Origin of the sequence: Yersinia sp. FDAARGOS_228, from assembly GCF_002073315.2 — a bacterium.
Classification (GTDB): domain Bacteria; phylum Pseudomonadota; class Gammaproteobacteria; order Enterobacterales; family Enterobacteriaceae; genus Yersinia; species Yersinia intermedia.
Genome location: NZ_CP020409.2, coordinates 2,451,363 through 2,477,559, shown reverse-complemented (window position 1 = coordinate 2,477,559; position 26,197 = coordinate 2,451,363). Strand labels below are relative to the sequence as shown.

Here is a 26,197-nt window from a genome sequence, read left to right as displayed (position 1 = left end):
GCCTCATCCTTGAGGCTCACCCTGCGGGCTAGCATAAATGCTGTACAAATCGGGTACCGACCGATTTGTATCTCGCTTGCCGCCTTCCTGCATCTTGAAATCTATTGGGTATGGTTGGGTATAAAACAGTTAAGGGCCATTTCTGGCCCTTAATGTATTGAAAGATGGCGGGCTATTTTAGCTCAGGGAAGAACGCCCGCTTCAGCGCCAACTCCACACCACGCACCTCAGCTAACCCTTTCAAACGGCCAATCGCCGAATAACCCGGATTAGTTTTCTTATGTAAATCATCCAACATCTGATGACCGTGGTCTGGTCGCATTGGGATCGGGCGCATATCACCAGCAGCCTGGCGGCGTTGCTCTTCGGTCAAGATGGCTTTGACGACTGAATACATGTCTACATCGCCTTGCAGATGGCCGCCTTCATGGAAGGTCTTTGGGTTCCCTTCGCGGCAGGTCGAACGTAAATGCGTAAAATGAATACGGTCGCCAAAGGTTTCGATCATCTTCACCAGATCATTGTCTGCCCGCACCCCATAAGAGCCGGTGCACATAGTAAAACCGTTATGAATACTATCAACCGTCTCTTTTAGCCACTGCATATCTTCAATGGTGGAAACAATACGCGGCAGGCCAAGAATTGGGCGCGGCGGATCATCTGGGTGAACCGCCATTCGCAGACCGACCTGTTCGGCAACCGGTATAATCGCCTGTAGGAAGTAAGCCATATTGTCACGCAGTTGCGCTTTATCGATACCGTCATACTCGGCCAAACGTGCGCGGAATTGATCCAGTGTATACCCTTCCTCCGCCCCCGGCAGACCAGCAATAATATTGCCCGTCAGCTTGGCGATATCCGCCTCAGACATCGCATCAAAGTAATCTGCTGCCTGCGCCTGTTCTTCCGCCGTGTAATCATTCACCGCGCCCGGACGTTTAAGGATATGCAGTTCGAAGGTTGCAAATGCTATCTGATCGAAACGCAATGCTTTGGAACCATCTGGCAGCTGATACTCCAGATCCGTGCGTGTCCAGTCCAGCACCGGCATAAAGTTATAGCACACGGTATCAATACCGCAGCCCGCCAGATTACGCAGCGTTTGCTTATAATTTTCAATATGTTGCTGATAGTTGCCGCTGTGAGTTTTTATTTCTTCATGAATCGGGACACTTTCGACCACCGACCATACCAAACCTTTTGCGGCAAGCTCTGCCTGGCGTTGTTTGATCTCACTCACCGGCCATACTTCGCCATTCGGAATATGATGTAATGCAGTCACTACTCCAGTTGCCCCTGCCTGACGGATATCATCCAGCGACACCGGATCATGCGGGCCATACCAACGCCATGTTTGTTCCATTTATTTTTACCTTCTCTGCGTAAACTGTTCAGGTGCTAAAAATGTTGTTATACCGATTTCCAATAGGTATCACTCAGCTTTATCCTTACTTTTTAACCGCCGGGTGTCAAAAAGCAAAACCTCATTGGTTGATCCACCTCACGAATATAACCAATATTGGACTTACCAATTTTATTTTCTGTCATATGGCTTTACACTGCAAGCCGATATTCATGGCAACGAGCAAAAGAAAAAGGTCAGTATGGTGTGGCTTCTTTCCTACAAACAGCCGACTAAAACTGGTCTAACAACTTTTTATTTGCCACCTTTTATGTCAGCCCCTTTGTAATAATCGTGGGGTGAATGATTTTGGAGCCACGTATGAACACCATTGCCAACAGCCCCCTTCCCTCAACCGTACAGCAGCCTACTTATGATAGAACAGCACTGAAAAGCCGCATTATTCACATTGGCTTTGGTGCATTTCATCGCGCCCATCAGGCACTGCTCACTGACCGAGTATTAAATAAGCAAGGAGGCGATTGGGGCATCTGCGAAGTCAGCTTGTTTGGTGGCGACGTTTTGATTCAAAATTTACGCCAACAGAATCATCTCTTTTCCGTACTGGAAAAAGGGGCACAAGGTAATCAGGCCATTGTTGTCGGCTCAGTATGTGAGTCAGTCCATGCCCGCTTAGATGGCATAATCCAAGTGTTGGAGAAACTGGCCGAACCACAAGTAGCCATTGTTTCCCTGACGATTACTGAGAAAGGCTACTGCATCGAACCAGGTAGCGGCCAATTGGATCTGCAAAATGAGTTTATCCGCGCAGATCTGGCGATACCCGATGCGCCGACCTCTGCTCCCGGTATTCTGGTAGAGGCCCTGCGCTTACGCCGCTTACGTGGCCTGCCGCCTTTTACGGTGCTTTCTTGCGATAATATTCCAGAAAATGGTCACGTAGTGAAAAATGCCGTCCTCGGTCTGGCTATGGCCCGAAACCCGGAACTGGCCAGTTGGATCAGTCAACATGTCACCTTCCCTAACACCATGGTCGACCGTATTGTTCCGGCTGCCACCACCGAAACCTTGCAGGAAATTGCCGATACCCTGAGCGTAGCAGACCCTTGTGGCATTGCCTGTGAACCGTTTATTCAGTGGGTGGTTGAAGACAAATTTGTCGCGGGACGCCCGGACTGGGAACTGGCTGGAGTGCAATTAGTCGATGATGTCTTGCCGTTCGAAGAAATGAAGTTGCGCATGTTAAACGGCAGCCACTCGTATCTCTCCTATTTGGGTTATCTGGCTGGTTATCAACATATTAATGATTGCATGGACGACAGTAACTATCGCCTAACCGCTCGCCGCCTGATGATGGATGAACAAGCGCCAACCTTGCGCGTCACCGGGGTGGATCTTAACGCCTATGCTGATCAATTGATTGAGCGTTACAGTAACCCGGCGTTAAAGCACCGCACCTGGCAGATTGCGATGGACGGCAGCCAAAAACTACCTCAACGGATGCTCGATTCTGTGCGTTGGCATTTACAACATGGCGGAGCCTACCGCTGTCTGGCATTGGGTATCGCCGGTTGGATGCGCTATGTAGGGGGTATCGACGATAACGGCCAGGCCATCGATATCCGTGATCCCATGGCTGACAGTTTTAAAAAGTGTGTCGCCAGTAGTGAAGATGGCGTGGCCCGGGTACAGAGTTTGCTATCGCTGAAATCACTGTTTGGCGAGTCCTTACCACAGCAGCAGGTATTTGTTGATGCGGTTACCGAGGCTTATCTCAGCTTGCAACAATTTGGCGCAAAAGAGAGTGTAAAACGTTTGGCGCAGCAGGATTAATTTAGCCCGCTTACCGGATGAGCCTCAAGAATGAGGCTCATTAATTCCAATCGAGTTCGTGAGCGCAGCCAACACCCCTGTAGCTTCAAAGCCGAAGGGTTTACCCAAAGTCATTGGCGTTACAGGTAGGCGGCAAGAGAGTAAATCCCGATGAGCTTACTCAAGTAAGTGATTCGAGTTCGTGAGCACAGCCAACACCCCTGTAGCTTCAAAGCCAAAGGGTTTACCCAAAGTCATTGGAGTTACAGGTAGGCGGCAAGAGAGTAAATCCCGATGAGCTTACTCAAGTAAGTGATTCGGGTGAGTGAGCGCAGCCAACCCCCCTGTAGCTTCAAGGCCGAAGGGTTTACCCAAAGTCATTGGAGTTACAGGTAGGCGGCAAGAGAGTAAATCCCGATGAGCTTACTCAAGTAAGTGATTCGGGTGAGTGAGCGCAGCCAACACCCCTGTAGCTTCAAGGCCGAAGGGTTTACCCAAAGTCATTGGAGTTACAGGTAGGCGGCAAGAGAGTAAATCCCGATGAGCTTACTCAAGTAAGTGATTCGGGTGAGTGAGCGCAGCCAACACCCCTGTAGCTTCAAGGCCGAAGGGTTTACCCAAAGTCATTGGAGTTACAGGTAGGCGGCAAGAGAGTAAATCCCGATGAGCTTACTCAAGTAAGTGATTCGGGTGAGTGAGCGCAGCCAACACCCCTGTAGCTTCAAGGCCGAAGGGTTTACCCAAAGTCATTGGAGTTACAGGTAGGCGGCAAGAGAGTAAATCCCGATGAGCTTACTCAAGTAAGTGATTCGGGTGAGTGAGCGCAGCCAACACCCCTGTAGCTTCAAGGCCGAAGGGTAAATTACTCTTCAAGCTGGTACGGTGCAGACTCAAACAAATAACCATCGAAATCTGGATGATCCGCATCTGAAAGCTCAAGCAACTTCAGTTTTACATTTTCCAAATGCTGCCACATGGCTTGCTTGGCTGCTTTGCTGTCACGGCGTAACACCGCTTGTAAGATTTTCTGGTGATCTTCCAGCCACTGCCACCGGTAGCTAAAATCAAGGGTGTGACTGTGAGCGACTTGCCACATAGCGCTGGTCTTGCGCGCTTGCCAGGCCTCAGTAACCATATTGGCCAGCACGCTATTTTGTGTTGATTGCGCCAGCAGATAATGAAACAGCTCATCGGCACTTTCATCCACAGCTCCGGCGGCCAGTGCGGTCTTTTCCTGCTCGATAGCGTGGCGCATTTTGATGATATCGGCTTTAGTCGCCTGCATGGCAGCAAAAGCAGCGACTTCGCTTTCCAGTAATTGGCGGGCTTGTAACAGTTCAAATGGGCCGTAACCACAATCCGCAGTAACAGCAGACTCACCGTTTGCTGGCATCGCAGGCACATTAACCACATAGACACCTGAACCTTTGCGTACCTCAACCAATTTTTCCAACTCCAGCATAATCAGTGCTTCACGAACCACACTGCGACTGACACTGAAATTTTCGGCGATGTCACGTTCAGGCGGTAAACGATCGCCCAAGCTATATTGCCCGCTGACAATTGCCTCGCGCAATTGACTGCCTACTTCCTGATATAACCGCATAGCCTTATTTCCTGCATCAGGCATTGGCTAAACAATACCAAATTGGCCTGACCAAAGGGTGTCTGAATAAGGAGGAGTATATCATGTGGTCGAACAATATCATTGCCGCCAGGCAAGATGATTTTATTCAAATAGCATCATGCATCTAGCACGACTTATCACTGTGATAAGCCGTGCTTGTATGTATACATCATAATGTTTGAATAGATTAGAGATAAGTGACAGTGAGGATTCCCAGATTACGCTGCGGGTTCAGCCACTCCATACGGGAGGACGCTAAATTACCGGGTAAACGGGCAGTAAGAGGCATTCTGGCAGAGACAGTTTGCCTTTGAGTCAGCGTTTGACCATTACGATAACAACGCGTTGTAATGGTACTATCGATGAAAGCGGTATCACATGGACTATCTACAATGGCTCCATAAAATGTGATTGTTCCTGAGGCAGATCGGCCAGATTGCGCACTACTTGCAGCAAAAGAAACTATCCATGAAGACATTATTGCTACCATAATAAGCACTCGGAGATTCATCATAACCACCTCGACTTTCATATCTGTCATTTTAAATGATAGAGGATTCCAGCCAATTCGATGGGAACGACAGAGCATTTTTTATTGCCCGACTTCGCCTATAACCCACTAAAATCCCTCGTAGAAGTGAATTATATTGCTTAACCTGGCAAGGCTATTAGGCGAGGTTCCTAAGACGCCTAGGAAATTGTCTGTCTTTCAGCCTTTTTCGTTTAATAATAAGCTTGGCTGGTGTTATACCCTCTTCTAATAACATCGACACACTTGAGCCTTTTCTTGAGGGGTTATTGAAAATAAATTTATGATCGGAGATCTCTGATGACAAAAACGAACTTGATTACCGGCTTTTTGGGGTGTGGCAAAACCACCACAATCCGCCATTTATTGTCACAAAAACCGGAGAATGAGAAATGGGCGGTATTGGTCAATGAATTTGGTGAAATCGGTATTGATGGTGCGCTACTAGCCGACAGCGGTGCGGTATTAAAAGAAATACCGGGTGGATGCATGTGTTGTGTTAATGGGTTACCAATGCAAGTGGGTTTGAATATGCTGCTACAGCAGGCAAAACCGGATCGGTTATTAATCGAGCCGACTGGATTGGGGCATCCAAAACAGATCTTGTCTTTACTAACCTCTGATGTTTACCAACCCTGGATTGACCTGCGTGCCACCCTCTGTCTGGTGGATGCCCGCCAGTTAAGTGAACCGCGTTATGCAGAAAATGAGAACTTCCGCGACCAACTGGCGGCCGCAGATATCATTGTGGCAAATAAGCAGGATACCTATACCCCACAGGACAACAACGTATTGCAACAATGGCATGAACTTCAAGCGTTATCACGCCCGCTCTATTATGCCGAACAGGGGAAGATAGATGCGGCACTATTGGATATCGCCCACAGTAATAATAATGAATTACCCGACGGTACACATCACCACGGCTCAGTACGGCAAAAAGGTCTCGCAGCACTCAGTTTGAAAGGTATCGAACCTTGGCGGCGGGCCCTGAATCAGGGGCAAGGTTATCATAGCTGTGGTTGGGTATTTAATGCAGAAACGGTGTTTGATACCGTCCCATTGTTGGAATGGATACGGTTAAATCCGGTGGAGCGAGTTAAAGGGGTTATGCGTATTGCTGAAGGCACCTTGGTGGTTAATCGACAAGGCGTGGACTTGCAAATAGAAACACGCCAAATAGCACCGCTGGACAGCCGGATTGAACTGATTAGTGCCACTGAAGCGGATTGGAATACGCTTCAGCATGAATTACTGAATATCAGACTACATAAGGGGCTATAATGTGCCTCGATTTTTATTTGTTACACAATTTATACATTGACAATTTATAGGTTCCGCATGACCCGTCGTAATTTACCGACAATATTACTGCTCAATTTTATTGGGATTGCCCTGTTTCTATCTTGGTATATCCCGGCGAACCATGGCATTTGGTTTAAAATAGATTCAGCAATATTTTACTATTTTAACCAACATCTGCTGTCCAGCCCTCTATTTCTGCATTTGGTGGCAATCACTAACAACCGGATTTTCGATGTTATTTCCCTTATATGTATGGGGCTACTTTATTTGTACTTCTATATGAAGGAAACGCCAGCAGGCCGCCGCCGCCTGATAGTCACCGGGGTTGTAATGCTATTAACTGCGGTGGTCCTCAATCAATTAGGCCATCTACTGCCCGTCTCGCATCCTAGTCCAACCCTGACGTTTGACAATATCAATCGCGTCAGTGAATTAACCGGTATTCCAACCAAAGATGCATCCAGTGATAGTTTCCCCGGTGACCATGGCATGATGCTGATGATTTTTGCCTGCTTTATGCTGCGCTATTTTTCCCAAGGTGCTTTTGCCATCGCCCTGCTGATCGTCGTTATCTTCTCAATGCCACGGGTGATGATTGGCGCACATTGGTTTACTGACATTGCTGTCGGCTCACTGTCGATAGTGCTGGTTGGGATGGGCTGGGTATTGCTGACACCATTAAGTGACAAGATAATTAATGTCATTAACCATAATCTCCCAGGGGCGAACAGCCAATAACGCTATCAGCCTTATATTAAGGCAAAAAAGTCTATTTTTTGCCTTTCTCTCACCTTAACGTTTTCGGTTCTTTATTGTTACCAAACGGCTACAAATCCAGCTATCCACTTTTAATCTGAAATCTTACATTATGTTACATAACCTTTAGCTATAATAATGGTTGTAAAAGGTCTCGCCTTTTATTAATCATTACGGTAATCTCGAAAACGTTTGTGTTCGGATTTGGGTCATTCGCCTCTTGCATGATTAATATTGTGCGTTCTAGCACAGTTATTCAGTTAAGTGATTGTCTAATCGGATCTCAATCAATAATCTCGATTCGTTTGGTTTTTTTGGTAGCGACATCCGTCGTAAGGACAGCAAGGGAAAACAACAACAATGGTCAAGTCTCAACCTATTATGAGATATATTCTGCGGGTAATTCCTGCGGTTGCAGTAGCGGTAATGTTATCCGCGTGTAGTTCATCACAGACTTCGAACTTACATAATGCGCAAACTGAGATGCGTGCAGTTAATGACAAAGATGGGCTTTTACTGCAAGCCTCTCAGGATGAATTCGAAGCGATGGTACGCAACGTTGACGTCAAGTCGAAGATTTTAGAACAGTATGCAGGGTGGAAAGGTGTTCGTTATCGTTTAGGCGGTAGCAGCAAACGCGGTATTGATTGCTCCGCATTTGTACAAACCACTTTCCGTGAACAATTTGGTATGGATTTGCCACGCTCAACCTCTGAGCAGCAAGATCTTGGCAAAAAAATCCAACGAACTAAATTGCGCCCCGGTGATTTGGTGCTGTTCCGTGCAGGTTCGACTGGCCGCCATGTCGGTATCTACTTAGGTAATGATAAATTTGTTCATGCATCGACCAGTGTCGGCGTGACGATATCGAGCCTAAACGAAGATTATTGGAATAAGCGTTATCGCGATGGGCGTCGTGTGTTAAGCAGCGGTTCGCGCAGTTAGCTGATTTTATTCCTGTTGTCCGAGATACCAAACGAAACTGTAAAACGCTGCCATTGGTAGCGTTTTTTATTGTCTAAGCATACCTCCTCATCGATTCGTATCCGGCCAAATTTCCAGCCAATTTGTAGGAAACATCCTTTTTTGTCTGAGAGGCGCGAAATCCAAGAATTTTCTGTGTAAGATTATTCCCGCTTAACCATGAGCTTCCTGGTGTTCAGGTATCTCTACCAGCGATTCATTTTATAAAATCATGTAGAACGAGTTAATAAGCTGGAGATTTGTTTTACCGAAGCATATTGCTAAATATCTCGGTATAAATGAACTTTGCTTGTTTCATTTATTTGATGCATTTAAACCGCATCTTTGATTTATATGAATGGAGATTCAATTGGCTAGGCTAATTACTGTTAACAATGCACATTGGCAAACTGATGGCGTTGCGCTGTTAACTTAACTTATACTCATCACACTTTATCGATCATGCTGAGGAGCGGCGTAACATGGGTTCAAACAGTGCGTTCTCCCGCAATATTTTATCCAAACGCCATCTTGTAAAAAAAAGTGTCATCCTCTCACTCTGTTTCTTTATTTGCTTTGTCGTTATTACGTTGTCATTACTTTATCGCAGTAGCGAGCATAAATTAACAACACAAAGTGATCATATTATCTCCTATGCATCTCAGTTTCTAAATGAACTGACTACCACCATGTCTCAACTTATCCCGCTAAGTGCCAAGAGTTGTGAGCAAGCCAGTCCGGCACTCCACTATCGGGCTGCATTTACTAATGGTGTCAGAGCATTTTTATTGGTTAGGGACGGTATCGCTTATTGTTCTTCAGCAACAGGCGATATGCACGTCGCGGGCAGTGCGCTATATCCTAAAATAAACTTATCCCAGCCACTGGATTTTAAAATTCAGCAAGGAACACCGATGATGCCAAGTAAACCGGCGGTCGGGGTGTGGTTGCGCGAGGCTGGGCGTGGTAATACCGGTGTATTGGCAACATTGGAATTAACCTTACACCCCTATTTATTACTTAACTCTTCTAGTAATCAAGTAAATGGTTTAGCCATTATTATTGATGGGTTCGCGGTAACGACTTTTGACACTAAGGTTTTACCCATCAGCCAGTTACCGTCTCGAGCCGCGCGTGAAGTTCAGCTACCGGGCTACCCGATTAAAATATTGATTTATCATACCAGCCTGACGGCTGATGATATTCGCATAACCCTGTTAGGGGGGCTATTACTTTCCGGTCTGGTCGGCATCCTTGCTTATTATATTTTAATCGCCAGCCAAAGTGCTGAAGCTGAAATTTTGCGCGGTATTAGGCGCGGCGAATTCTTCGTTGAATATCAGCCGGTATTTCGCTCACACGACCGTTCAATATCTGGCTTGGAAGCGCTTATTCGCTGGCAACATCCGATTGAAGGGCGTATATCCCCGGATCTTTTTATTCCCTATGCGGAAACTCAGCATCTGATCCAACCATTAACCCGCCACCTATTTGAGTTAATTGTCAGAGACAGTAAATTAATGGCAGACCACCTTCAAGTTGGGACTAAACTGGCCTTTAATATTTCCCCGGTCCATCTTGCTGATGATAGTTTCCGCAAAGATGTTTCTCAGATGTTAAAACAATTAAATACGGATATCGTGGCACCGGTATTCGAAATTACCGAGCGAGGCATGGTTGAAGAAGAACTGGCGATTAAACAGTTTGCCTGGCTGCGTTCTCAGGGGATACAAATCGCTGTCGATGACTTTGGTACCGGCCACAGCGCCCTGATCTATTTAGAACGTTTTACTTTAGACTATATTAAAATTGATCGTGGATTTGTCAGTACCATTGGTATTAATACCGTGGCAGCACCGGTATTAGACTCAGTATTAATGTTGGCAAATAAGCTCAATATTGAAACTGTCGCTGAAGGTGTTGAAACAGAGCAACAGCTCCAATATTTGGCGCAACACGGCGTTAAGTACTTACAAGGTTACTTACTCAGCAAACCACTATCTATTGAGGCTCTCGTTGCATTTTGTAATAAAAAAGATAGTAAGCCCAAAACCCTATCCAAAGTCATTGACGCCACGGTCTAACTGAGCTTGTATGGCCTCAATGAGCTGATTCAAGTGCGTTATTTGGCAGAGTCGCCGCCACTACCACTGCTACGGCTTAAAGTAACAAGGATATTTGGCTTAATGTTTGCTTTAATCCCCTGCAAACTGGTAATTTCGTTTAAGATTATTATTATCGGAATGAAACGCAGGAGCTTACCGCCAATATGTTGTCACGCCTATTTGCTGCCTTGGTACTTTCAGCCCTGAGTTTTGGCCTACAGGCTGAAACCATCAAAGAAGGCGTCTCTTTTGCTATACTGGGTGAACCTAAGTATTCAGCCGATTTCAGCCATTTTGATTACGTCAATCCAGCCGCCCCCAAAGGCGGAGATATCACGCTATCCGCCATTGGTACCTTCGATAACTTTAACCGTTATGCGTTACGCGGCAATCCAGCGATGCGCACTGAGCGGCTGTATGACTCACTATTTGGTACCTCAGACGATGAGATTGGCAGTTACTATCCATTAATTGCCGAATCCGCCCGCTTTGCGCCTGACTTCCGTTGGATTGAAGTTGATATAAATCCGCGCGCCCGTTTTCATGATGGCACCCCGATTACCGCACAAGATGTCGCATTTACCTTCAATAAGTTTATGACCGAAGGGGTGCCACAATTTCGTATTATTTATAAAGGCGTGCAGGTGAAAGCCATTTCGCGGCTGACGGTGCGCTTTGAATTCCCGGAACCGAATAAAGATAAAATGTTAGGTTTGTTTGGTTTACCGGTGATGCCTGCTCATTTCTGGCAAAACCATAAACTGAGTGACCCACTCAGCAAACCCCCCGTTGGCAGCGGCCCTTATCGCATCGGCAAATATAAGATGGGCCAGTTTGTTACCTATGAACGGGTGAGAGACTACTGGGCAGCCAATCTGCCAGTTAATCGCGGCCAATATAACTTTGATACTATCCGCTACGACTACTACCTGGATGATAAAGTTGCATTGGAAGCCTTTAAAGCCGGCGCATTTGATTTCCGTGAAGAAACCTCACCGAAGAGTTGGGCGACACAATATGTGGGTGGCAACTTTGCGAAAAGCTATATCGCCAAGCAGGATATTGTCGATAACTCGGCACAAAATACGAGATGGTTGGCATTTAACGTTCAACGCCCGATTTTTAGCGATCGACGAGTTCGTCAAGCCCTTACGTTAGCTTTTGACTTTGACTGGATGAATAAAGCCTTCTATTTCAATAGCTATCAGCGTACCAATAGCTTCTTCCAAAATACTGAATATGCGGCAAAAGGTTATCCAGATAGCGCTGAACTGGCTTGGCTGGCTCCGTTGAAGGGCAAAGTACCAGCAGAGGTATTCACGCAGATTTATCTGCCACCTCAAACCGATGGCAGCGGCGATTCGCGGGATAATCTGTTAAAAGCGCGTGAACTACTCAGCGAAGCAGGCTGGGAAGTGAAAAACCAGCAATTGGTTAACAGTAAAACCGGTAAGCCTTTTGTGTTTGAATTGCTGTTACTCAGTGGCAGTAACTTCCAATATGTTCAACCGTTTAAGCATAATTTGCAGCGCTTGGGCATTACCATGAATATTCGCGAAGTTGACAGTTCTCAGTTTGTTAACCGCCTGCGCAGTCGGGATTACGATATGATCCCGACAGTTTACAGTGCCTTCCCCTACCCTAGCCCAAATCTGCAAATCTGGTGGAGCTCGGCTTATATCGACTCTAGTTATAATTCTTCAGGTATTAAAGATCCGGCTATTGACCAATTGATTGCTGAGATTATCAAACATCAGGACCAGCCTGAGGCGTTACAGTCCCTTGGCCGGGCACTTGATCGGGTGTTGACTTGGAACTACCTGATGATTCCGATGTGGTACTCCAATCATGCCCGCTTTGCCTATTGGGATAAATTCTCGATGCCGGCAGACCGCCCCACCTATTCGCTCGGGTTCGATAGCTGGTGGTTTGATGTCAACAAGGCAGCTCGCCTGCCAACAGAACGTCACTAGGGGGCTGCTGTGGGTGGATATCTGTTACGGCGACTATTGCTGGTTATTCCCACGCTGTGGGCAATTATTACTATCAACTTTTTTATCGTCCAAATTGCGCCCGGCGGGCCAGTTGATCAGGCGATTGCCAATATCGAATTGGGTCACTCCAGTGGATTTACGGCTGGGGGCGGTGATGGCGGGCTGGGTGGTGCCAAAGTCGGTCTCAATGCAGCACAAGTGGGTGATAGCAACTATCGTGGTTCACGTGGGTTAGACCCAGAAGTCATTGCCGAAATCAAACAACGCTTTGGTTTTGACAAGCCGCTGCACCAGCGCTATTTCGATATGCTATGGAGCTATGTTCGCTTTGATTTTGGCGACAGTTTGTTCCGGGGCGAATCAGTCATGTCGTTAGTGAAACATAGCCTGCCGGTTTCTATTTCACTCGGGCTATGGAGCACGCTGATTATTTATCTGGTTTCGATCCCTTTAGGCATTAAAAAGGCGGTGCGCAATGGCACAGCCTTTGATACCTGGAGCAGTACGCTGATTATTATCGGGTACGCCATTCCTTCGTTTCTGTTTGCGATTTTACTGGTGGTACTGTTTTCCGGTGGCAGTTATTTCGATCTATTCCCACTGCGAGGGCTGGTTTCCAGTAACTTTGACACCCTGCCGTGGTACGGCAAAGTAACGGATTACTTGTGGCATATCACCTTACCGGTACTGGCTACCGTGATAGGCGGTTTCGCCACATTGACGATGCTAACTAAAAACTCGTTTCTTGATGAAATCCGTAAACAATATGTCGTTACTGCGCGCGCCAAGGGGTTACCCGAAGAAAAAATTCTGTATCGCCATGTATTCCGCAATGCCATGTTGCTGGTCATCGCAGGCTTCCCCGCCACCTTTATCAGTATGTTTTTCACCGGCTCACTGTTGATCGAAGTGATGTTCTCACTCAATGGGCTAGGACTACTGGGCTATGACGCCACTTTGCAGCGCGATTATCCGGTGATGTTTGGCACCCTTTATATTTTCACCCTGATTGGTTTACTGCTGAATATCCTCAGTGATATCACCTACACCTTGGTTGATCCACGGATTGATTTTGAGGGCCGCCAATAATGATACGGCTAAGTGCTATTAATCAGGCCCGCTGGGCGCGTTTTCGCAATAATCGCCGTGGCTACTGGTCACTGTGGATCTTCCTGACACTGTTTATTATCAGCCTGTTTGCCGAACTGATTGCCAATGACAAACCACTGCTGGTGAACTATCAGGGTAGAATTTATATGCCCTTTATGACTAATTATAGCGAATCGACCTTTGGCGGTATTTTAACCACTGCGGCAGATTATCAAGACCCCTATGTAATTGGTCGAATTAATCACAATGGCTGGGCTATCTGGGCACCGATTCGCTTTAGTAATAACACCATCAACTTTGCAACCGATGTCCCTTTCCCTTCACCACCTAGCCGCACCAACTTGCTGGGTACCGACAGTACCGGCGGCGATGTATTGGCCAAAGTCATTTATGGTTTTCGTATCTCGCTGCTATTCGGCCTGACATTAACCCTGTTCTCCAGCGTCATTGGTATTTGTGCTGGCGCTGTACAAGGTTATTACGGCGGCAAAATTGACTTGTGGGGTCAGCGGTTTATCGAGGTGTGGTCGGGGATGCCGACCCTGTTTTTAGTGATTCTGCTGTCCAGTATCGTCCAACCCAACTTTTGGTGGCTGTTAGCCATCACCGTGCTGTTTGGTTGGATGGGATTAGTGGGTGTCGTGCGGGCTGAATTTCTGCGCACCCGAAATTATGACTACATCCGTGCAGCGCGGGCCATGGGGGTGGGTGACCGGGTTATTATGTCGCGCCATATGCTGCCTAATGCCATGGTGGCAACACTGACCTTCCTGCCCTTTATCCTGTGCGGTTCGATAACTACGCTAACGTCACTGGATTTCCTCGGTTTTGGCCTGCCGATGGGGTCACCGTCATTAGGCGGTTTGCTATTAGAAGGCAAAAATAACCTTCAGGCTCCCTGGCTTGGCATCACGGCATTCCTGGTATTGGCAGTGCTGTTGTCGCTGTTAATCTTTATCGGCGAAGCAGTACGTGACGCCTTTGACCCAAGCAAGGTGTACTGATATGGCGACCTTACCACTTCTGGATATTCAAAATCTCAGTGTTGCATTTCGTCAGGCGAATATTGATCGCGAGGTGGTCAGCGAGCTGTCATTGCAAATCAATGCCGGTGAGACACTGGCACTGGTTGGCGAATCGGGTTCAGGCAAAAGTGTCACGGCCCTGTCGATATTGCGTTTACTGCCCTCACCTCCGGTGGTCTATCCCGGCGGGGATATTTTGTTTGCCGGGAAATCACTGCTGCATGCTGATGAACCAACGCTGCGGCAAGTGCGCGGCAATCAGATTTCAATGATTTTTCAAGAGCCAATGGTGTCACTTAACCCCCTGCACACCATTGAAAAACAGTTGGCCGAAGTGTTGTCACTGCATCGCGGTATGCGCCGGGAGGCGGCCAGAGTTGAGATTATTCAATGTCTCGATCGCGTGGGCATTCGTAATGCCAAAGGGCGTTTGGGCGATTTCCCCCATCAACTTTCTGGTGGAGAACGCCAGCGGGTGATGATCGCGATGGCGGTATTGACCCAACCTAAATTACTGATTGCCGATGAACCGACTACTGCGCTGGATGTTTCGGTTCAAGCCCAGATTTTGAGTTTGCTGAAAGAGTTAAAGCAAGAGATGGGCATGAGTTTGCTATTTATCACTCATAATCTGAATATCGTGCGCAGGTTGGCAGATAACGTGGCAGTGATGCGTGAAGGCCGCAAGGTGGAGCAGAATAGCCGTCAGGCGCTGTTTAGCACCCCACAACACCCCTACACACGCCAATTATTAGACGCCGAGCCACAAGGTGATCCACTGCCCCTCACGCCAGGTCTACAACCTTTGCTTGAAGTAAAAGGGCTACAGGTAGCCTTTCCTATCAAGCGTGGTTTATTACGGCGCACAGTCGATTACCACTATGCGTTGAAAGATCTCAGTTTTACCCTTAATCCCGGTGAGAGCCTTGGCTTAGTGGGTGAATCAGGTTCAGGGAAAAGTACATCAGGGTTGGCATTACTGCGTTTGTTACCCTCAAAGGGTGAGATTTGGTTTAGCGGGCAGCCATTACACAAGTTTACCCCTAAACAGATGCTGCCCTATCGCAGCCGAATTCAGGTGGTATTTCAAGACCCCTACTCTGCGCTAAATCCACGCCTGAATGTCCAGCAGATCATCGCTGAAGGGCTGGAAGTCCATCAAAGACTCAGTGCTGTGCACCGTGAACAACGGGTGATCAAGGCGATGGAAGAAGTGGGATTAGATCCGGTCACCCGTTATCGCTATCCAACCGAGTTTTCTGGTGGCCAGCGCCAACGTATTGCGATTGCCCGTGCGCTGATCCTGCAACCTCAGTTGCTTATTCTCGACGAGCCAACCTCTTCATTGGATAAATCGGTACAGGCACAAATATTGGCGTTGCTGAAATCCCTTCAGCAGCGTTATCAGCTCAGCTATTTATTTATCAGCCATGATTTGCAGGTAGTGCGCTCACTCTGCCATCAGGTAATTGTGTTAAGGCAAGGCGAGGTGGTGGAGCAAGGTGACTGTCAGGCCATATTTGCCGCGCCCCAACAGCAGTATACTCAGCTATTGTTACAATTTGCGGACTCGTCAGATTGAGGTCAGGTTGCGGCCATAACAAAGCACCGTGACACACAATACCGACCAACGCGCAATAGCGAATCAGAAGGGATACAAGGCGGTCAGGGTTTCGGCAATGGCAACACCGACATCTTTCAAACGACACATGGTGGCACTCTCATCTTGAGTGTGAACAAATAGACAAGGTTCACCTTCCCACTCAACTATCGCAGAATCCACTTGTATCTCTTGTAGAGAGAGGTGGAGCCGCTGCATGATAAGCTGCGCATCGCTACCATCGTGGCTGAGTAACTTCAGCCCCATAAGGTTATTATTGTTGTCGTCTATCGTTGTCAGTGGTATCGGTTCAACTTTGACCCCGATAAAGCCAGATAACCAACGGTAACTTTGCGGCAGACGATGTACTACCGAAAGTTGAATATTATTCACGTGTTTTTCCTAGTAAAAATAAAAAATCAAAAAATTACAAAAGCACCACAATGACTCACACTCATTAAAGTTATAGCCGTTAAGTTGGCATTGTGCCTGATTCAACCCCCATCAAAACACAACATTGATAACAATTTAGAAACTTAAAACCAACAAAGCCATTTTTGTGTTGTTTTTTTAATCACGCGTCAGCCCTTCATATCAGACTGAAACTATCGGTTTGAGATTTAGATCCCATTTTTCGTTATATTTATACCTTTATGGCGACCATCTCAACCATTTTTCTTGCAAACCCATTACTTAATGCCTGTCAAAATTTTACATTTAACGAACAATTAGCTGTTATTTCCATGACTCAGAATGACATTAATTAATTGATAAATATATAGATTAACGGATCCGCGTAACGGTTTAGATGACAGAAATATCTGATAAAAATGCGTTAATCACAATTGACGATTTTTTATATGAACGCTCAAAAAGTTAACAATATGGTGCCAATCATAACTATGCAATAAATAATGATATGCATGCTTACTATATTGATTGAGCGCAAGAACTGCGCGTTTTTAAGTGGCAATTCGGGCGATTTTGACGGGAATAAATGAGGGAAATAATCGAATAAGGGAGCAATAAATAAACTGACGATAAATAATGGGGTAAAGGGAACACCCTCAGGCGGCCCTTCACCTTCTGCTGCAACCATTAACGGATAAGCACCCATAGCTTAGCCTTGATAATGGGTGTGGTTACCGTTATTTCACCGCGTTTTTATGTGGGCGACTGGCATAAAGATACAACAGCATGGCAACAATAATACAAAATGCCATTGAGCTGACCATCGGCCAGGCACTGCGGGAGGGCGCCATCGACAACAGCGTTCCCACTACCGCACCAATACCAAAGCGTAAGGTCCCTGCCAGAGAAGAGGCGGTACCGGCCATATGTGGGAAGTCATCCAAAATGACCGCCATAGCATTCGAAGTGATCATGGCAATGCAACCGACATACGCCGCGACACCCAATACTAGCGCCCAGAACCCCATACCCGTGGCGCAAACCACCAGCAGCCAGATACCCATCACAAATTGCACTAGCATGCCAAATCGGAACATTTTAAGCGCCCCGAAGCGGCGTACATTGCGGCTATTAATCAATGTCATCAAGAACAAGAAAACGATATTCAACGCAAAGTAATAGCCAAAGTTTTGCGGGGAAACACCATTTAAATCAATATAGACAAAGGGACCAGCACTGAGGAATGAGAACATACCGGCAAAAGAAAAACCGCTGGCGAGCATATAGCTCAGTACCCGTTTATGGCGGAATAACGTAGCAAAATTACCGATGGTGGTGCGCAAATGGAACCTTTGCCGCTTCTCTCGTGGCAAGGTTTCTTTGATAAACAGTGCAACCAGAATCGCACCAACCAATGCAGCACCCGCCATCGTCCAAAAAATAGCGTGCCAGCTAAACCACACCAACAATGCACCACCGATAATCGGTGCCAGCAAGGGTGCAATGGTCATGACTAACACCACAAAAGACATCATGCGTGAGAAGTCATCTTTGGTGAACATATCGCGCATCAGTGCATTAATCACCACACTCGCGGCGGCAGCGGACAAACCATGCAGGAAACGCAAGTTAATCAGTTGTTCAATTGATTGCGCCATGGCACAGGCCATACCTGCAAGCGCAAATATTAGCGTACCCCAAAAGATAACCGGCTTGCGCCCAATGCTATCCGCCATTGGCCCATAGAACATTTGCCCGATGGCGAACCCCAGTACATAGGCGCTAAGGGTCATCTGCACCGCACCGCTCTCGACACCAAACTCTTGTGCAATAATCGGCATACTCGGCAAATACATATCAATGGCCAGAGGCATTAGCATCGATAGCAAACCAAGGATAAAGATCAAGCCAACGTGGGATGTCCGGTTCTTCTCTTCATGTTGAGTACTGGCATGCACGTTCAACAACTCCTTCAATAACCTACTGCGGGTTATACCCGTCATACTTCAAGCCGCATGTGCGTTGGCTACGCTCTTTCACCCGAATCATTGACTCCCGTCAACTCATCGGGACTCTATCGCTTGCCGCCTTCCTGCAACTCGAAATATTTAGTGTAATATCAACGGCAAGACAGCCCGCGCTGTAATAGAAAATCAATTACAGATGAGGTGCGCCGACACTGGCAATCTCTTCTGCGGTCAACGGGCGGTACTCGCCTGGCGCTAAATCGTCATCAAGTTTGATGTCGCCAATTCGCTCACGGTGCAGTTCTACAACCCGATTCCCCACCGCCGCGAACATCCGTTTCACCTGATGATAACGCCCTTCACTGAGGGTTAAACGCACCAATTGAGGCTCGATGACCTCAAGTTGAGCCGGTTTGGTCAGCGATTTTTCATTATGCAACTGCACGCCCTCCGTAAACTGTTGTGCAGTATCATCAGCCAGCGGATGTTCCAGTGTTACCAGATAGGTTTTTTCGCAATGATGGCGTGGTGAGGTGATCCGATGCGACCACTGGCCATCGTCAGTCATTAGCACCAATCCGGTGGTATCGATATCCAACCGCCCGGCAGCATGGAGTTTGTATGCCACGGGTTCATCAAGGAAATACAGCACGGTCGGGTGGTCTGGGTCTTCTGTTGAACACACATAACCCTGCGGTTTGTTCAGCATAAAATAACGTGGGCCAACGGTTTGTTGTAATGGGTTACCATCAAATCTCACGTCTTGTTCCGGTGTTAGCTTAATCGCACCACTTTTGACCACCTCGCCATCAATAGTGACCCGTTTTGCTCGCAGCTCGCGCGCTACCAACGCCCGGCTGACACCTAATTGCTGAGATAAAAACTTGTCCAATCGCATTGAATCTACTTTGCCTGTTGTATTGTCGTGCCGTTGATGGGCACGATACCCGCAATCACACCTGCCAACGACAGCAGGATGCGCATAATACGGTGTGAAATGAATGAAGCAGTTGGGAGAAAATCATTTGCTGCCTACCAGACCCATTAGTATAGCGGCGGTTGCCATATCATCCTAGAAACAGTTACGTAAAAAGCCGTTATTGAGAAACGGCTTATCTCCTTAGACGGCGGAATCTATCACGATACCCCATCAGGGATAACTTGGGGCCTCGCGCCAACCGCCTCAGACAGGCATAATATTAGAAAGCGTTTAATTATAATAAGAGAGAGAAATGTCACGCATACGCGCAGGAAAGTGTTGCAGGAGCATGGGTTGAAAACCATCGGGCAGGCGCGCTAATGGCATTTACACTACGCCCCTATCAGCAAGAGGCGGTGGATGCCACCCTTGCCCATTTTCGCCGCCACAGTGAACCCGCCCTGATTGTTCTACCGACGGGGGCGGGCAAAAGCCTGGTGATCGCCGAATTGGCAAAACTGGCCCGTGGGCGCGTTTTGGTACTGGCACATGTCAAAGAGCTGGTGGCACAGAATCATGCCAAATATTGCGCCTACGGCTTAGAGGCAGATATTTTCGCCGCTGGCTTGCAACAGCGCCAAAGCGCAGGGAAAGTGGTGTTTGGCAGTGTGCAGTCGGTAGCACGAAACCTGCCCCTGTTTGATAGTGCCTTTTCGCTGCTAATTATTGATGAATGCCATCGTATCAGTGATGACGATGACAGCCAGTATCAGCAAATTATCCAGCATTTGCGCGCAACCAACCCCCGGCTGCGCTTACTGGGGCTGACCGCCACACCTTACCGGTTGGGAAAAGGCTGGATTTATCAATTCCATTATCACGGTATTATCCGTGGTGATGAAAAGTCCCTGTTCCGCGATTGTATTTATGAATTACCCTTGCGCTACATGATCAAGCACGGTTTTCTGGTCCCCCCAGAGCGATTGGATATGCCCGTGGTGCAGTATGATTTCAGTCGCCTGACCAGCAACAGTGACGGCATGTTCCGAGAGGCAGATTTAGACCGTGAACTTAAACAGCAGCAACGAATTACTCCGCATATTGTTAATCAGATAATTGAATATGCCGCTCAACGTCGCGGGGTAATGATTTTTGCCGCGACAGTTGAACACGCCAAAGAGGTGTATGGTTTACTGCCTAAAGGCGAGGCTGCACTGGTGAGTGCCAATACGCCACCAAATGAGCGCGATGCGTTAATCACCGCCTTTAAGCAGCAACAACTGCGTTATCTGGTTAATGTGGCGGTGTTAACAACCGGCTTTGATGCCCCCCATGTTGATCTGATCGCCATTCTTCGCCCGACTGAATCAGTCAGCCTGTATCAACAGATAGTTGGCCGTGGCTTGCGCTTATCACCGGGTAAAGAAGATTGCCTGATTCTGGACTACGCTGGCAATCCCCATGACCTTTTTACCCCTGAAGTGGGTACCAGCAAGCCACATAGTGGCAGTCAGCCGGTTCAGGTATTTTGCCCGGATTGCGGCTTCGCCAATATCTTCTGGGGAAAATGCACCGAGTCAGGTGACATCATTGAACACTATGGTCGCCGCTGTCAGGGTTGGTTTGAAGACGAACAAGGTACGCGGGCGCAATGTGATTATCGTTTTCGCTTTAAGTCCTGCCCGCATTGTGGGGCGGAAAATGACATTGCTGCCCGCCGCTGTCACCAGTGCCAGGAAGTTCTGGTCGATCCCGATGATATGCTAAAAGCCGCCTTAAAATTAAAAGACGCTCTGGTGCTGCGTTGTGGCGGGATGAGTCTGGATATGGGTCATGACGCCAAAGGCGAGTGGCTGAAAATCACCTACTACGACGAAGACGGCACTGATACCAGCGAACGTTTTCGCTTAACCACCGCCGCGCAGCGTATGGCATTTGAACAAATTTTCCTGCGCCCACACCAACGGGCACCCGGTGTGGCACTGAAATGGCAAACCGCGGCCGATATCATCGCGCAACAAGCCCTGTTACGTTATCCCGATTTTGTCGTTGCCCGCCGCCGTGGGCAATGGTGGCAAATTAGAGAGAAGATATTTGATTATCAGGGGCGTTTCCGGCGGGCTGACTCCCTTGCCTAAGCCGCATTTAGCCTGAGATTTTCGCAGTTTTATTTGCTGTCTGGCTGATATTTCGCTAGAATGCCGCCCGCTTTGCTCTGGGTTTACCCAATCAAAGCCGAGTATCGAACCTGTTGCTGGGTCGCCTGTAGCAGGGTAAATTTTCTTTAAGAGAAAACAAAATGACCACTATCAATGTAGAAGTACGTAACGACCAGGGTAAGGGTGCGAGCCGCCGCCTGCGTGCAGCAAATAAATTTCCGGCAATCATTTACGGTGGTTCTGAAGCAGCTATCTCTATTGCTCTTGACCATGACACCACCAAGAACCTTGAATTGAAACCGGGCTTTTATGATTCCGTACTGACTCTGGTTGTTGACGGTAAAGAAACCAAAGTTAAAGTACAGGCTGTTCAGCGTCACGCTTTCAAGCCAAAACTGACTCATATCGACTTCGTTCGCGTTTAATCGCGTCGCTTTCGATATTCGGGACGCCGAAATAAAAAACGCCGCTTATGCGGCGTTTTTTATTGGCTAGCGTCACAGGGTAACCGCTACTTTTTGCCTGAATTCCGCTGTAACTGATCTCGCAGATTAGGTGGTGTGCCTTTGATGGTCAGCGTGTCTGTCGCCGCGTCCCAGAAAATACGCTCACCCAGCAGCAATGCATCAAAATTGATACTCAGCCCACCACCACTGCCAGCAAATTTGGTCAACTGGCGCAAAGTACCGCGATCTGCCGGGAAACTCTCTTCCAGTGCATAGCCCTGTTCAGCCGAGAATTGCTGGAAATCTTTTTCACCCAGCTTTGGCAGCTCTTGAGAAAGCGCCTGCAGCGCAATCTCTTCACCTGCTTGCAACTGCTCATTACAATAGCTATAAACCTGCTGACGGTATGCCTGACGCTCATTTTTGCCAAGTTCAGCATCCGCACAGTAATCATCAACCGCCTGTAATAAGCCCCGGTTTTGTGCTTTGGTATCCAGTCCCTCAGCCGCAGACAAGAAATCCATAAAGAAATCGGACACTTTGCGCCCTACCCGCCCTTTCAAGAACGTGAGGTAACGAGTGGATTCTGGGTTATTTTCCCATTCGGTTAAATCGATACGGGCAACAATATCAGCACGGTTAATATCGAGATAATGGGTGGTACTGAGATCAAGCTGCTCATTCACTCGCATACTATGACAACTGCTCAGCACCGAGATAAGCAAATACTCCACGGCCAGATAACGGTATTGGCAAAACAGCACCACACCGCCTTCGGCAAACGGATATTTGGCTAACTCATCACGTAACCGCCCGGTGGCAGCACGGCTAAAGCTGAGGAAGTCTTCATCACCCTTACGGCTTCGTTTCAGCGCTTCGGCCAGCTCGCTCTGCTCATTAAATAGCCCGTAAGCTTTACTTTTGGCGCTGTAGACACGATGCAGCTCGGCCATCATTTCTTCAACTACAGCATTGGCAGGTAACAGAGAATCGCGCAACACCACATCAAGCGTTTGTTCATCACGCTTGATAAGCTGATGTAAGGCTATCTGGTCAATATCCAGACTCATGATAAATACTCCTTTTGGCTAGGGGCGTATTCAATCACTGATGCCAAAGAGCTGCAACTCAAAAGCATTCGTGCCCCTCAATTAATGGCTAATGATTCTTAATGCTATAAAATAGCGGAAAAGCGCGTCTCTATACGGTAAGATGTGGGACTTTGTCAGGTATTGAGCACACTTTTTATGGCACAATCATCCCGTTATAGCGACGAACAAGTCGAAAAACTGCTGTCTGAATTAGTCAGCGTAATGGAAAAAAACCGCACTCCAACCGATCTTTCTTTGATGGTGTTGGGGAATATGGTAACAAATTTGATCAATACCAGCGTGGCCCCAGCGCAACGTAAAGTATTGGCACGTTCTTTCGCTGAAGCTCTTCAGGCTTCAATAAGTGAAGATAAATCTCATTAATTTATCGGCCAAGACTGTAATCTCAATATGGTGACAAATCGTCAGCGCTATCGTGAAAAAGTCTCCCAGATGATTAGCTGGGGGCACTGGTTCGCCCTGTTTAATATTATTTTCAGCCTGGTGCTGGGTAGCCGCTATCTGTTTGTCTCCGATTGGCCCTCATCGCTGGTTGGCCGTGTCTATGCCCTCGTCAGTTGGCTCGGGCACTTTAGTTTTATCGTTTTTGCTGCTTATTTGTTGGTGATATTCCCACTCACCTTTGTGGTGATGTCGCAGCGACTACTCCGTTTTCTTTCTGCCGCCTTTGCCACTGCGGGCCTGACCCTGCTGTTGGTTGATACTGAAGTTTTCACCCGTTTCCATTTACACCTTAATGCGGTGGTATGGGAATTAGTGGTTAACCCAGACCAAACCGAGTTGGCGCGTGATTGGCAATTAATGTTTATTGCCGTGCCAGTCATTTTCCTGGTCGAGATGCTTTTCGGCACTTGGGCCTGGCAAAAGCTACGTAGCCTTAACCGGCAACGCTTTGTTAAACCATTGGTGGCAGTGTTTATTTCTGCGTTCTTTGCCTCTCATCTGATTTATATTTGGGCTGATGCCAATTTCTATCGCCCAATCAGTATGCAACGCGCAAACCTGCCGCTATCTTACCCGATGACTGCACGTAAGTTCCTTGAGAAACACGGTTTGCTCGATCAGCAGGAATATCAACGCCGTCTGGTGGAGCAAGGCAACCCAGATGCACTGGCGGTTGAATATCCACTCAACCCGATTACTTTCAGCGATAAAGGCAGTGGTTATAATCTGTTACTCATTGTGGTTGATGGCATCCGTGCCAGCAGCTTGCAAAAAGATATGCCTGCCTTGGCAGAATTTGGTCGTTCAAATATTCAGTTTGACAACCACTACAGCTCAGGCAACCGTCAGGATACGGGCTTATTTGGCCTGTTTTATGGCATTTCGCCTACTTATTTAGACGGCATTCTCTCCGCACGCGAACCTTCGGCCTTTATTACGGCATTAAGCGCGCAGGGTTATCAGTTTGGTCTGTTCTCATCCGATGGTTTTGAGTCGCCACTCTATCGTCAGGCGCTATTAGCTGATTTCACATTACCGGCCCCCGCAGTACAACCGGATAGCGAAACTACGGCGCAGTGGCAACAATGGCTGTCCACACTCAACAATAGTGCTCCGTGGTTCTCATACATTAACCTCAATGGAGCCGTTGAAGCACAAGACCAGGTTGCCGGGCAGAAGGTTGCGTTACCGACTGATTTTATCCGCCATTATCAGGCAGGTGCAAAAGATGTGGATCAGCAGATTGCAGCCATCCTGGAGACGCTTAAACAGCGCGACCAACTCGATAAAACCGTAGTTATTATTACTGCGGCCCATGGTGTTGAGTTTAATGACAGAGGTAATGATACCTGGGGTGCAGGCACCAGCTTTAACCGCCAGCAACTACAAGTGCCATTAGTGGTTCACTGGCCGGGTACGCCAGCGCAGGCCGTGAATAAACTGACCAATCATGAAGATATCATGACAACACTGATGCAACGGTTATTACACGTCAAAACTGCATCTGAGGATTATTCGCAAGGGGAAGATTTGTTCGCCGCACAGCGCAATAATAACTGGGTGGCGACCGGTGACAATGGCATGTTAGTCATTACTACGCCAACGCAGACTATTGTATTAGATAATAACGGTGAATACCGCACCTATGATGAGCAAGGCAATGAAATCAAACATGAAAAGCCTCAACTCCCATTACTGCTGCAGGTGTTGACGGATATAAAACGGTTTATTGCGAACTAGCTCAAAAAACAGATGTTAGCACGCTCAAAAAACAAGCGAACGTTTTGCCAAGTCTTGCATTAATAACGGTAAAATGTAGTATAAGTGCCATAGCATCGGCATGTAGCGCAGCTTGGTAGCGCACCGTCATGGGGTGTCGGGGGTCGGAGGTTCAAATCCTCTCATGCCGACCAAAATACCTTAAGAAAACCAATCCGTTAGGGTTGGTTTTTTTGTTTGTGGGGAGCAGATCATGCATTATCGATGGCCCCCATGAAGTATCATCGATAATGCTCAGTTAGCCGCTAAGTCCGCTTTTTGAACTATTAGAAAAAAGTTACAATAATATCCCACCAGAATATGTTAGTGAGTAAACCTCACAACCATCAATCTTAATCAATTCATCACCATGAAATCGTTTTATATCACCATAATAGTTATTTACGTATGTCATACCACCTTCAACTAAAAGCGGGGAACCACGAAAAGGGGCATCGGTAGGGATCGTTCTAAGTGCTTTTCTAAGAAAACTATAAATACGTTTTACATCCTCATTAGAGGTGTCTGCTTTTACTCCACCGGAATAGCTCATTGACCATAAAGGAGCGTGATTTTCATAAATAGCCTCCAGCCCAACGAAATAGTTCATACCAAAATAGATATCACGATAACTTATCTCGTTTTCTGAAAACTCGAGTTGTTTAGAACCCATTAAGGCCGGTGTTACCGAAGCTAAATCCGCTTGTCCAGCATAAGTCGCTAACTTTGCTTTAACTAAAAAATCTGCAAGCCTACCGCTATCCCTTTTCATCTAAGTGCTCCACGATAACC

At 47.4% G+C, this 26,197-nt stretch carries 22 protein-coding genes and 1 tRNA gene; 14 read left to right on the top strand and 9 right to left on the bottom strand.

The annotated features are described in order from the left end of the window. Positions 1 to 172: 172 nt before the first annotated feature. A complete protein-coding gene (uxuA, locus tag A6J67_RS11400; protein WP_042568264.1) occupies positions 173 to 1,363 on the bottom strand; it encodes a mannonate dehydratase in 1,191 nt (396 codons plus the stop codon). 360 nt (positions 1,364 to 1,723) lie between these two features. Here uxuA and A6J67_RS11390 point away from each other — a divergent pair, with 360 nt between their 5' ends. Continuing rightward, positions 1,724 to 3,196: a mannitol dehydrogenase family protein gene (locus A6J67_RS11390; protein WP_050297061.1), complete on the top strand. Its 1,473-nt coding sequence runs from the start codon at positions 1,724 to 1,726 to the stop codon at positions 3,194 to 3,196. Between the two features lie 841 nt (positions 3,197 to 4,037). Here A6J67_RS11390 and A6J67_RS11385 read toward each other — a convergent pair. Beyond that, a complete protein-coding gene (locus A6J67_RS11385; protein WP_050074075.1) occupies positions 4,038 to 4,781 on the bottom strand; it encodes a GntR family transcriptional regulator in 744 nt (247 codons plus the stop codon). Between the two features lie 208 nt (positions 4,782 to 4,989). Next, a complete protein-coding gene (locus tag A6J67_RS11380) occupies positions 4,990 to 5,316 on the bottom strand; it encodes a membrane protein (RefSeq protein WP_032907383.1) in 327 nt (108 codons plus the stop codon). 315 nt (positions 5,317 to 5,631) lie between these two features. Between A6J67_RS11380 and A6J67_RS11375 the strand changes: the two genes are divergently transcribed. The 8 genes from A6J67_RS11375 (at position 5,632) to yejF (ending at position 16,171) form a co-directional block, all read left to right on the top strand. Further along, positions 5,632 to 6,615, top strand: coding sequence for a CobW family GTP-binding protein (locus A6J67_RS11375; protein ID WP_050297060.1), 984 nt, complete (start codon positions 5,632 to 5,634; stop codon positions 6,613 to 6,615). A 57-nt stretch (positions 6,616 to 6,672) separates the two neighbouring features. Then, positions 6,673 to 7,374, top strand: coding sequence for a phosphatase PAP2 family protein (locus tag A6J67_RS11370; RefSeq protein ID WP_050297059.1), 702 nt, complete (start codon positions 6,673 to 6,675; stop codon positions 7,372 to 7,374). 378 nt (positions 7,375 to 7,752) lie between these two features. Continuing rightward, positions 7,753 to 8,337: a bifunctional murein DD-endopeptidase/murein LD-carboxypeptidase gene (gene mepS / locus A6J67_RS11365; RefSeq protein ID WP_032907353.1), complete on the top strand. Its 585-nt coding sequence runs from the start codon at positions 7,753 to 7,755 to the stop codon at positions 8,335 to 8,337. Between the two features lie 500 nt (positions 8,338 to 8,837). Then, a complete protein-coding gene (locus A6J67_RS11360; RefSeq protein WP_005190051.1) occupies positions 8,838 to 10,439 on the top strand; it encodes a cyclic di-GMP phosphodiesterase in 1,602 nt (533 codons plus the stop codon). A gap of 185 nt (positions 10,440 to 10,624) precedes the next feature. Next, entirely contained in the window at positions 10,625 to 12,433 is a 1,809-nt protein-coding gene (locus A6J67_RS11355) for an extracellular solute-binding protein (RefSeq protein WP_042568267.1), read from the top strand. A 9-nt stretch (positions 12,434 to 12,442) separates the two neighbouring features. Then, entirely contained in the window at positions 12,443 to 13,543 is a 1,101-nt protein-coding gene (locus A6J67_RS11350; RefSeq protein WP_005190057.1) for a microcin C ABC transporter permease YejB, read from the top strand. Then, positions 13,543 to 14,568 (top strand): ABC transporter permease, encoded by a 1,026-nt coding sequence (locus A6J67_RS11345; RefSeq protein WP_032907355.1) that lies wholly within the window; start codon positions 13,543 to 13,545, stop codon positions 14,566 to 14,568. The genes A6J67_RS11350 and A6J67_RS11345 overlap by 1 nt, the downstream gene beginning before the upstream one ends. A gap of 1 nt (position 14,569) precedes the next feature. Next, positions 14,570 to 16,171 (top strand): microcin C ABC transporter ATP-binding protein YejF, encoded by a 1,602-nt coding sequence (gene yejF, locus A6J67_RS11340; RefSeq protein WP_005190060.1) that lies wholly within the window; start codon positions 14,570 to 14,572, stop codon positions 16,169 to 16,171. 63 nt (positions 16,172 to 16,234) lie between these two features. Here the strand turns inward: yejF and A6J67_RS11335 are convergent, their stop codons facing one another. The 4 genes from A6J67_RS11335 to rsuA all read right to left on the bottom strand — a co-directional run bounded on the left by A6J67_RS11335 (position 16,235) and on the right by rsuA (position 19,465). After that, positions 16,235 to 16,582 (bottom strand): YejG family protein, encoded by a 348-nt coding sequence (locus A6J67_RS11335; protein ID WP_005190062.1) that lies wholly within the window; start codon positions 16,580 to 16,582, stop codon positions 16,235 to 16,237. Positions 16,583 to 17,057: 475 nt separating this feature from the next. Continuing rightward, positions 17,058 to 17,306, bottom strand: coding sequence for a hypothetical protein (locus A6J67_RS11330; RefSeq protein WP_005190065.1), 249 nt, complete (start codon positions 17,304 to 17,306; stop codon positions 17,058 to 17,060). A 31-nt stretch (positions 17,307 to 17,337) separates the two neighbouring features. Beyond that, positions 17,338 to 18,558, bottom strand: a complete 1,221-nt coding sequence (locus A6J67_RS11325; RefSeq protein ID WP_042568268.1) for a Bcr/CflA family multidrug efflux MFS transporter — start codon at positions 18,556 to 18,558, stop codon at positions 17,338 to 17,340. A 199-nt stretch (positions 18,559 to 18,757) separates the two neighbouring features. Beyond that, positions 18,758 to 19,465 carry a 16S rRNA pseudouridine(516) synthase RsuA gene (gene rsuA, locus A6J67_RS11320; protein ID WP_005190071.1) on the bottom strand — a complete coding sequence of 236 codons (708 nt, stop codon included), beginning with the start codon at positions 19,463 to 19,465 and terminating at the stop codon, positions 18,758 to 18,760. Between the two features lie 401 nt (positions 19,466 to 19,866). Between rsuA and A6J67_RS11315 the strand changes: the two genes are divergently transcribed. Further along, positions 19,867 to 21,624: a DEAD/DEAH box helicase gene (locus tag A6J67_RS11315; RefSeq protein WP_050074081.1), complete on the top strand. Its 1,758-nt coding sequence runs from the start codon at positions 19,867 to 19,869 to the stop codon at positions 21,622 to 21,624. A gap of 161 nt (positions 21,625 to 21,785) precedes the next feature. Then, the gene (rplY, locus tag A6J67_RS11310; protein WP_004700538.1) at positions 21,786 to 22,070 is read left to right on the top strand and encodes a 50S ribosomal protein L25; all 285 of its coding nucleotides are present in this window, start codon (positions 21,786 to 21,788) and stop codon (positions 22,068 to 22,070) included. Positions 22,071 to 22,156: 86 nt separating this feature from the next. On the opposite strand, the gene yejK is transcribed toward rplY, so the two are convergent. Then, positions 22,157 to 23,161 (bottom strand): nucleoid-associated protein YejK, encoded by a 1,005-nt coding sequence (gene yejK, locus A6J67_RS11305; RefSeq protein WP_005190077.1) that lies wholly within the window; start codon positions 23,159 to 23,161, stop codon positions 22,157 to 22,159. A 177-nt stretch (positions 23,162 to 23,338) separates the two neighbouring features. On the opposite strand from yejK, the gene A6J67_RS11300 reads away from it, so the two are divergent. The 3 genes from A6J67_RS11300 to A6J67_RS11290 all read left to right on the top strand — a co-directional run bounded on the left by A6J67_RS11300 (position 23,339) and on the right by A6J67_RS11290 (position 25,560). Beyond that, positions 23,339 to 23,566 (top strand): YejL family protein, encoded by a 228-nt coding sequence (locus A6J67_RS11300; protein WP_005190080.1) that lies wholly within the window; start codon positions 23,339 to 23,341, stop codon positions 23,564 to 23,566. A 27-nt stretch (positions 23,567 to 23,593) separates the two neighbouring features. Then, complete coding sequence (gene yejM, locus A6J67_RS11295; protein ID WP_005190083.1) at positions 23,594 to 25,387, top strand: LPS biosynthesis-modulating metalloenzyme YejM; 1,794 nt, start codon at positions 23,594 to 23,596, stop codon at positions 25,385 to 25,387. Between the two features lie 96 nt (positions 25,388 to 25,483). Beyond that, positions 25,484 to 25,560, top strand: a tRNA-Pro gene (locus tag A6J67_RS11290). A gap of 143 nt (positions 25,561 to 25,703) precedes the next feature. Here the strand turns inward: A6J67_RS11290 and A6J67_RS11285 are convergent. Beyond that, a complete protein-coding gene (locus A6J67_RS11285) occupies positions 25,704 to 26,177 on the bottom strand; it encodes a DUF5680 domain-containing protein (RefSeq protein WP_042568271.1) in 474 nt (157 codons plus the stop codon). Positions 26,178 to 26,197: the final 20 nt, after the last annotated feature.

Coding starts and splice junctions, on each gene's coding strand:
- uxuA (WP_042568264.1), bottom strand. CDS start 1,363: ATGGAACAAACATGGCGTTGGTATGGCCCGCATGATCCGGTGTCGCTG.
- A6J67_RS11390 (WP_050297061.1), top strand. CDS start 1,724: ATGAACACCATTGCCAACAGCCCCCTTCCCTCAACCGTACAGCAGCCT.
- A6J67_RS11385 (WP_050074075.1), bottom strand. CDS start 4,781: ATGCGGTTATATCAGGAAGTAGGCAGTCAATTGCGCGAGGCAATTGTC.
- A6J67_RS11380 (WP_032907383.1), bottom strand. CDS start 5,316: ATGATGAATCTCCGAGTGCTTATTATGGTAGCAATAATGTCTTCATGG.
- A6J67_RS11375 (WP_050297060.1), top strand. CDS start 5,632: ATGACAAAAACGAACTTGATTACCGGCTTTTTGGGGTGTGGCAAAACC.
- A6J67_RS11370 (WP_050297059.1), top strand. CDS start 6,673: ATGACCCGTCGTAATTTACCGACAATATTACTGCTCAATTTTATTGGG.
- mepS (WP_032907353.1), top strand. CDS start 7,753: ATGGTCAAGTCTCAACCTATTATGAGATATATTCTGCGGGTAATTCCT.
- A6J67_RS11360 (WP_005190051.1), top strand. CDS start 8,838: ATGGGTTCAAACAGTGCGTTCTCCCGCAATATTTTATCCAAACGCCAT.
- A6J67_RS11355 (WP_042568267.1), top strand. CDS start 10,625: ATGTTGTCACGCCTATTTGCTGCCTTGGTACTTTCAGCCCTGAGTTTT.
- A6J67_RS11345 (WP_032907355.1), top strand. CDS start 13,543: ATGATACGGCTAAGTGCTATTAATCAGGCCCGCTGGGCGCGTTTTCGC.
- yejF (WP_005190060.1), top strand. CDS start 14,570: ATGGCGACCTTACCACTTCTGGATATTCAAAATCTCAGTGTTGCATTT.
- A6J67_RS11330 (WP_005190065.1), bottom strand. CDS start 17,306: ATGGGTGCTTATCCGTTAATGGTTGCAGCAGAAGGTGAAGGGCCGCCT.
- rsuA (WP_005190071.1), bottom strand. CDS start 19,465: ATGCGATTGGACAAGTTTTTATCTCAGCAATTAGGTGTCAGCCGGGCG.
- A6J67_RS11315 (WP_050074081.1), top strand. CDS start 19,867: ATGGCATTTACACTACGCCCCTATCAGCAAGAGGCGGTGGATGCCACC.
- rplY (WP_004700538.1), top strand. CDS start 21,786: ATGACCACTATCAATGTAGAAGTACGTAACGACCAGGGTAAGGGTGCG.
- yejK (WP_005190077.1), bottom strand. CDS start 23,161: ATGAGTCTGGATATTGACCAGATAGCCTTACATCAGCTTATCAAGCGT.
- A6J67_RS11300 (WP_005190080.1), top strand. CDS start 23,339: ATGGCACAATCATCCCGTTATAGCGACGAACAAGTCGAAAAACTGCTG.
- yejM (WP_005190083.1), top strand. CDS start 23,594: ATGGTGACAAATCGTCAGCGCTATCGTGAAAAAGTCTCCCAGATGATT.
- A6J67_RS11285 (WP_042568271.1), bottom strand. CDS start 26,177: ATGAAAAGGGATAGCGGTAGGCTTGCAGATTTTTTAGTTAAAGCAAAG.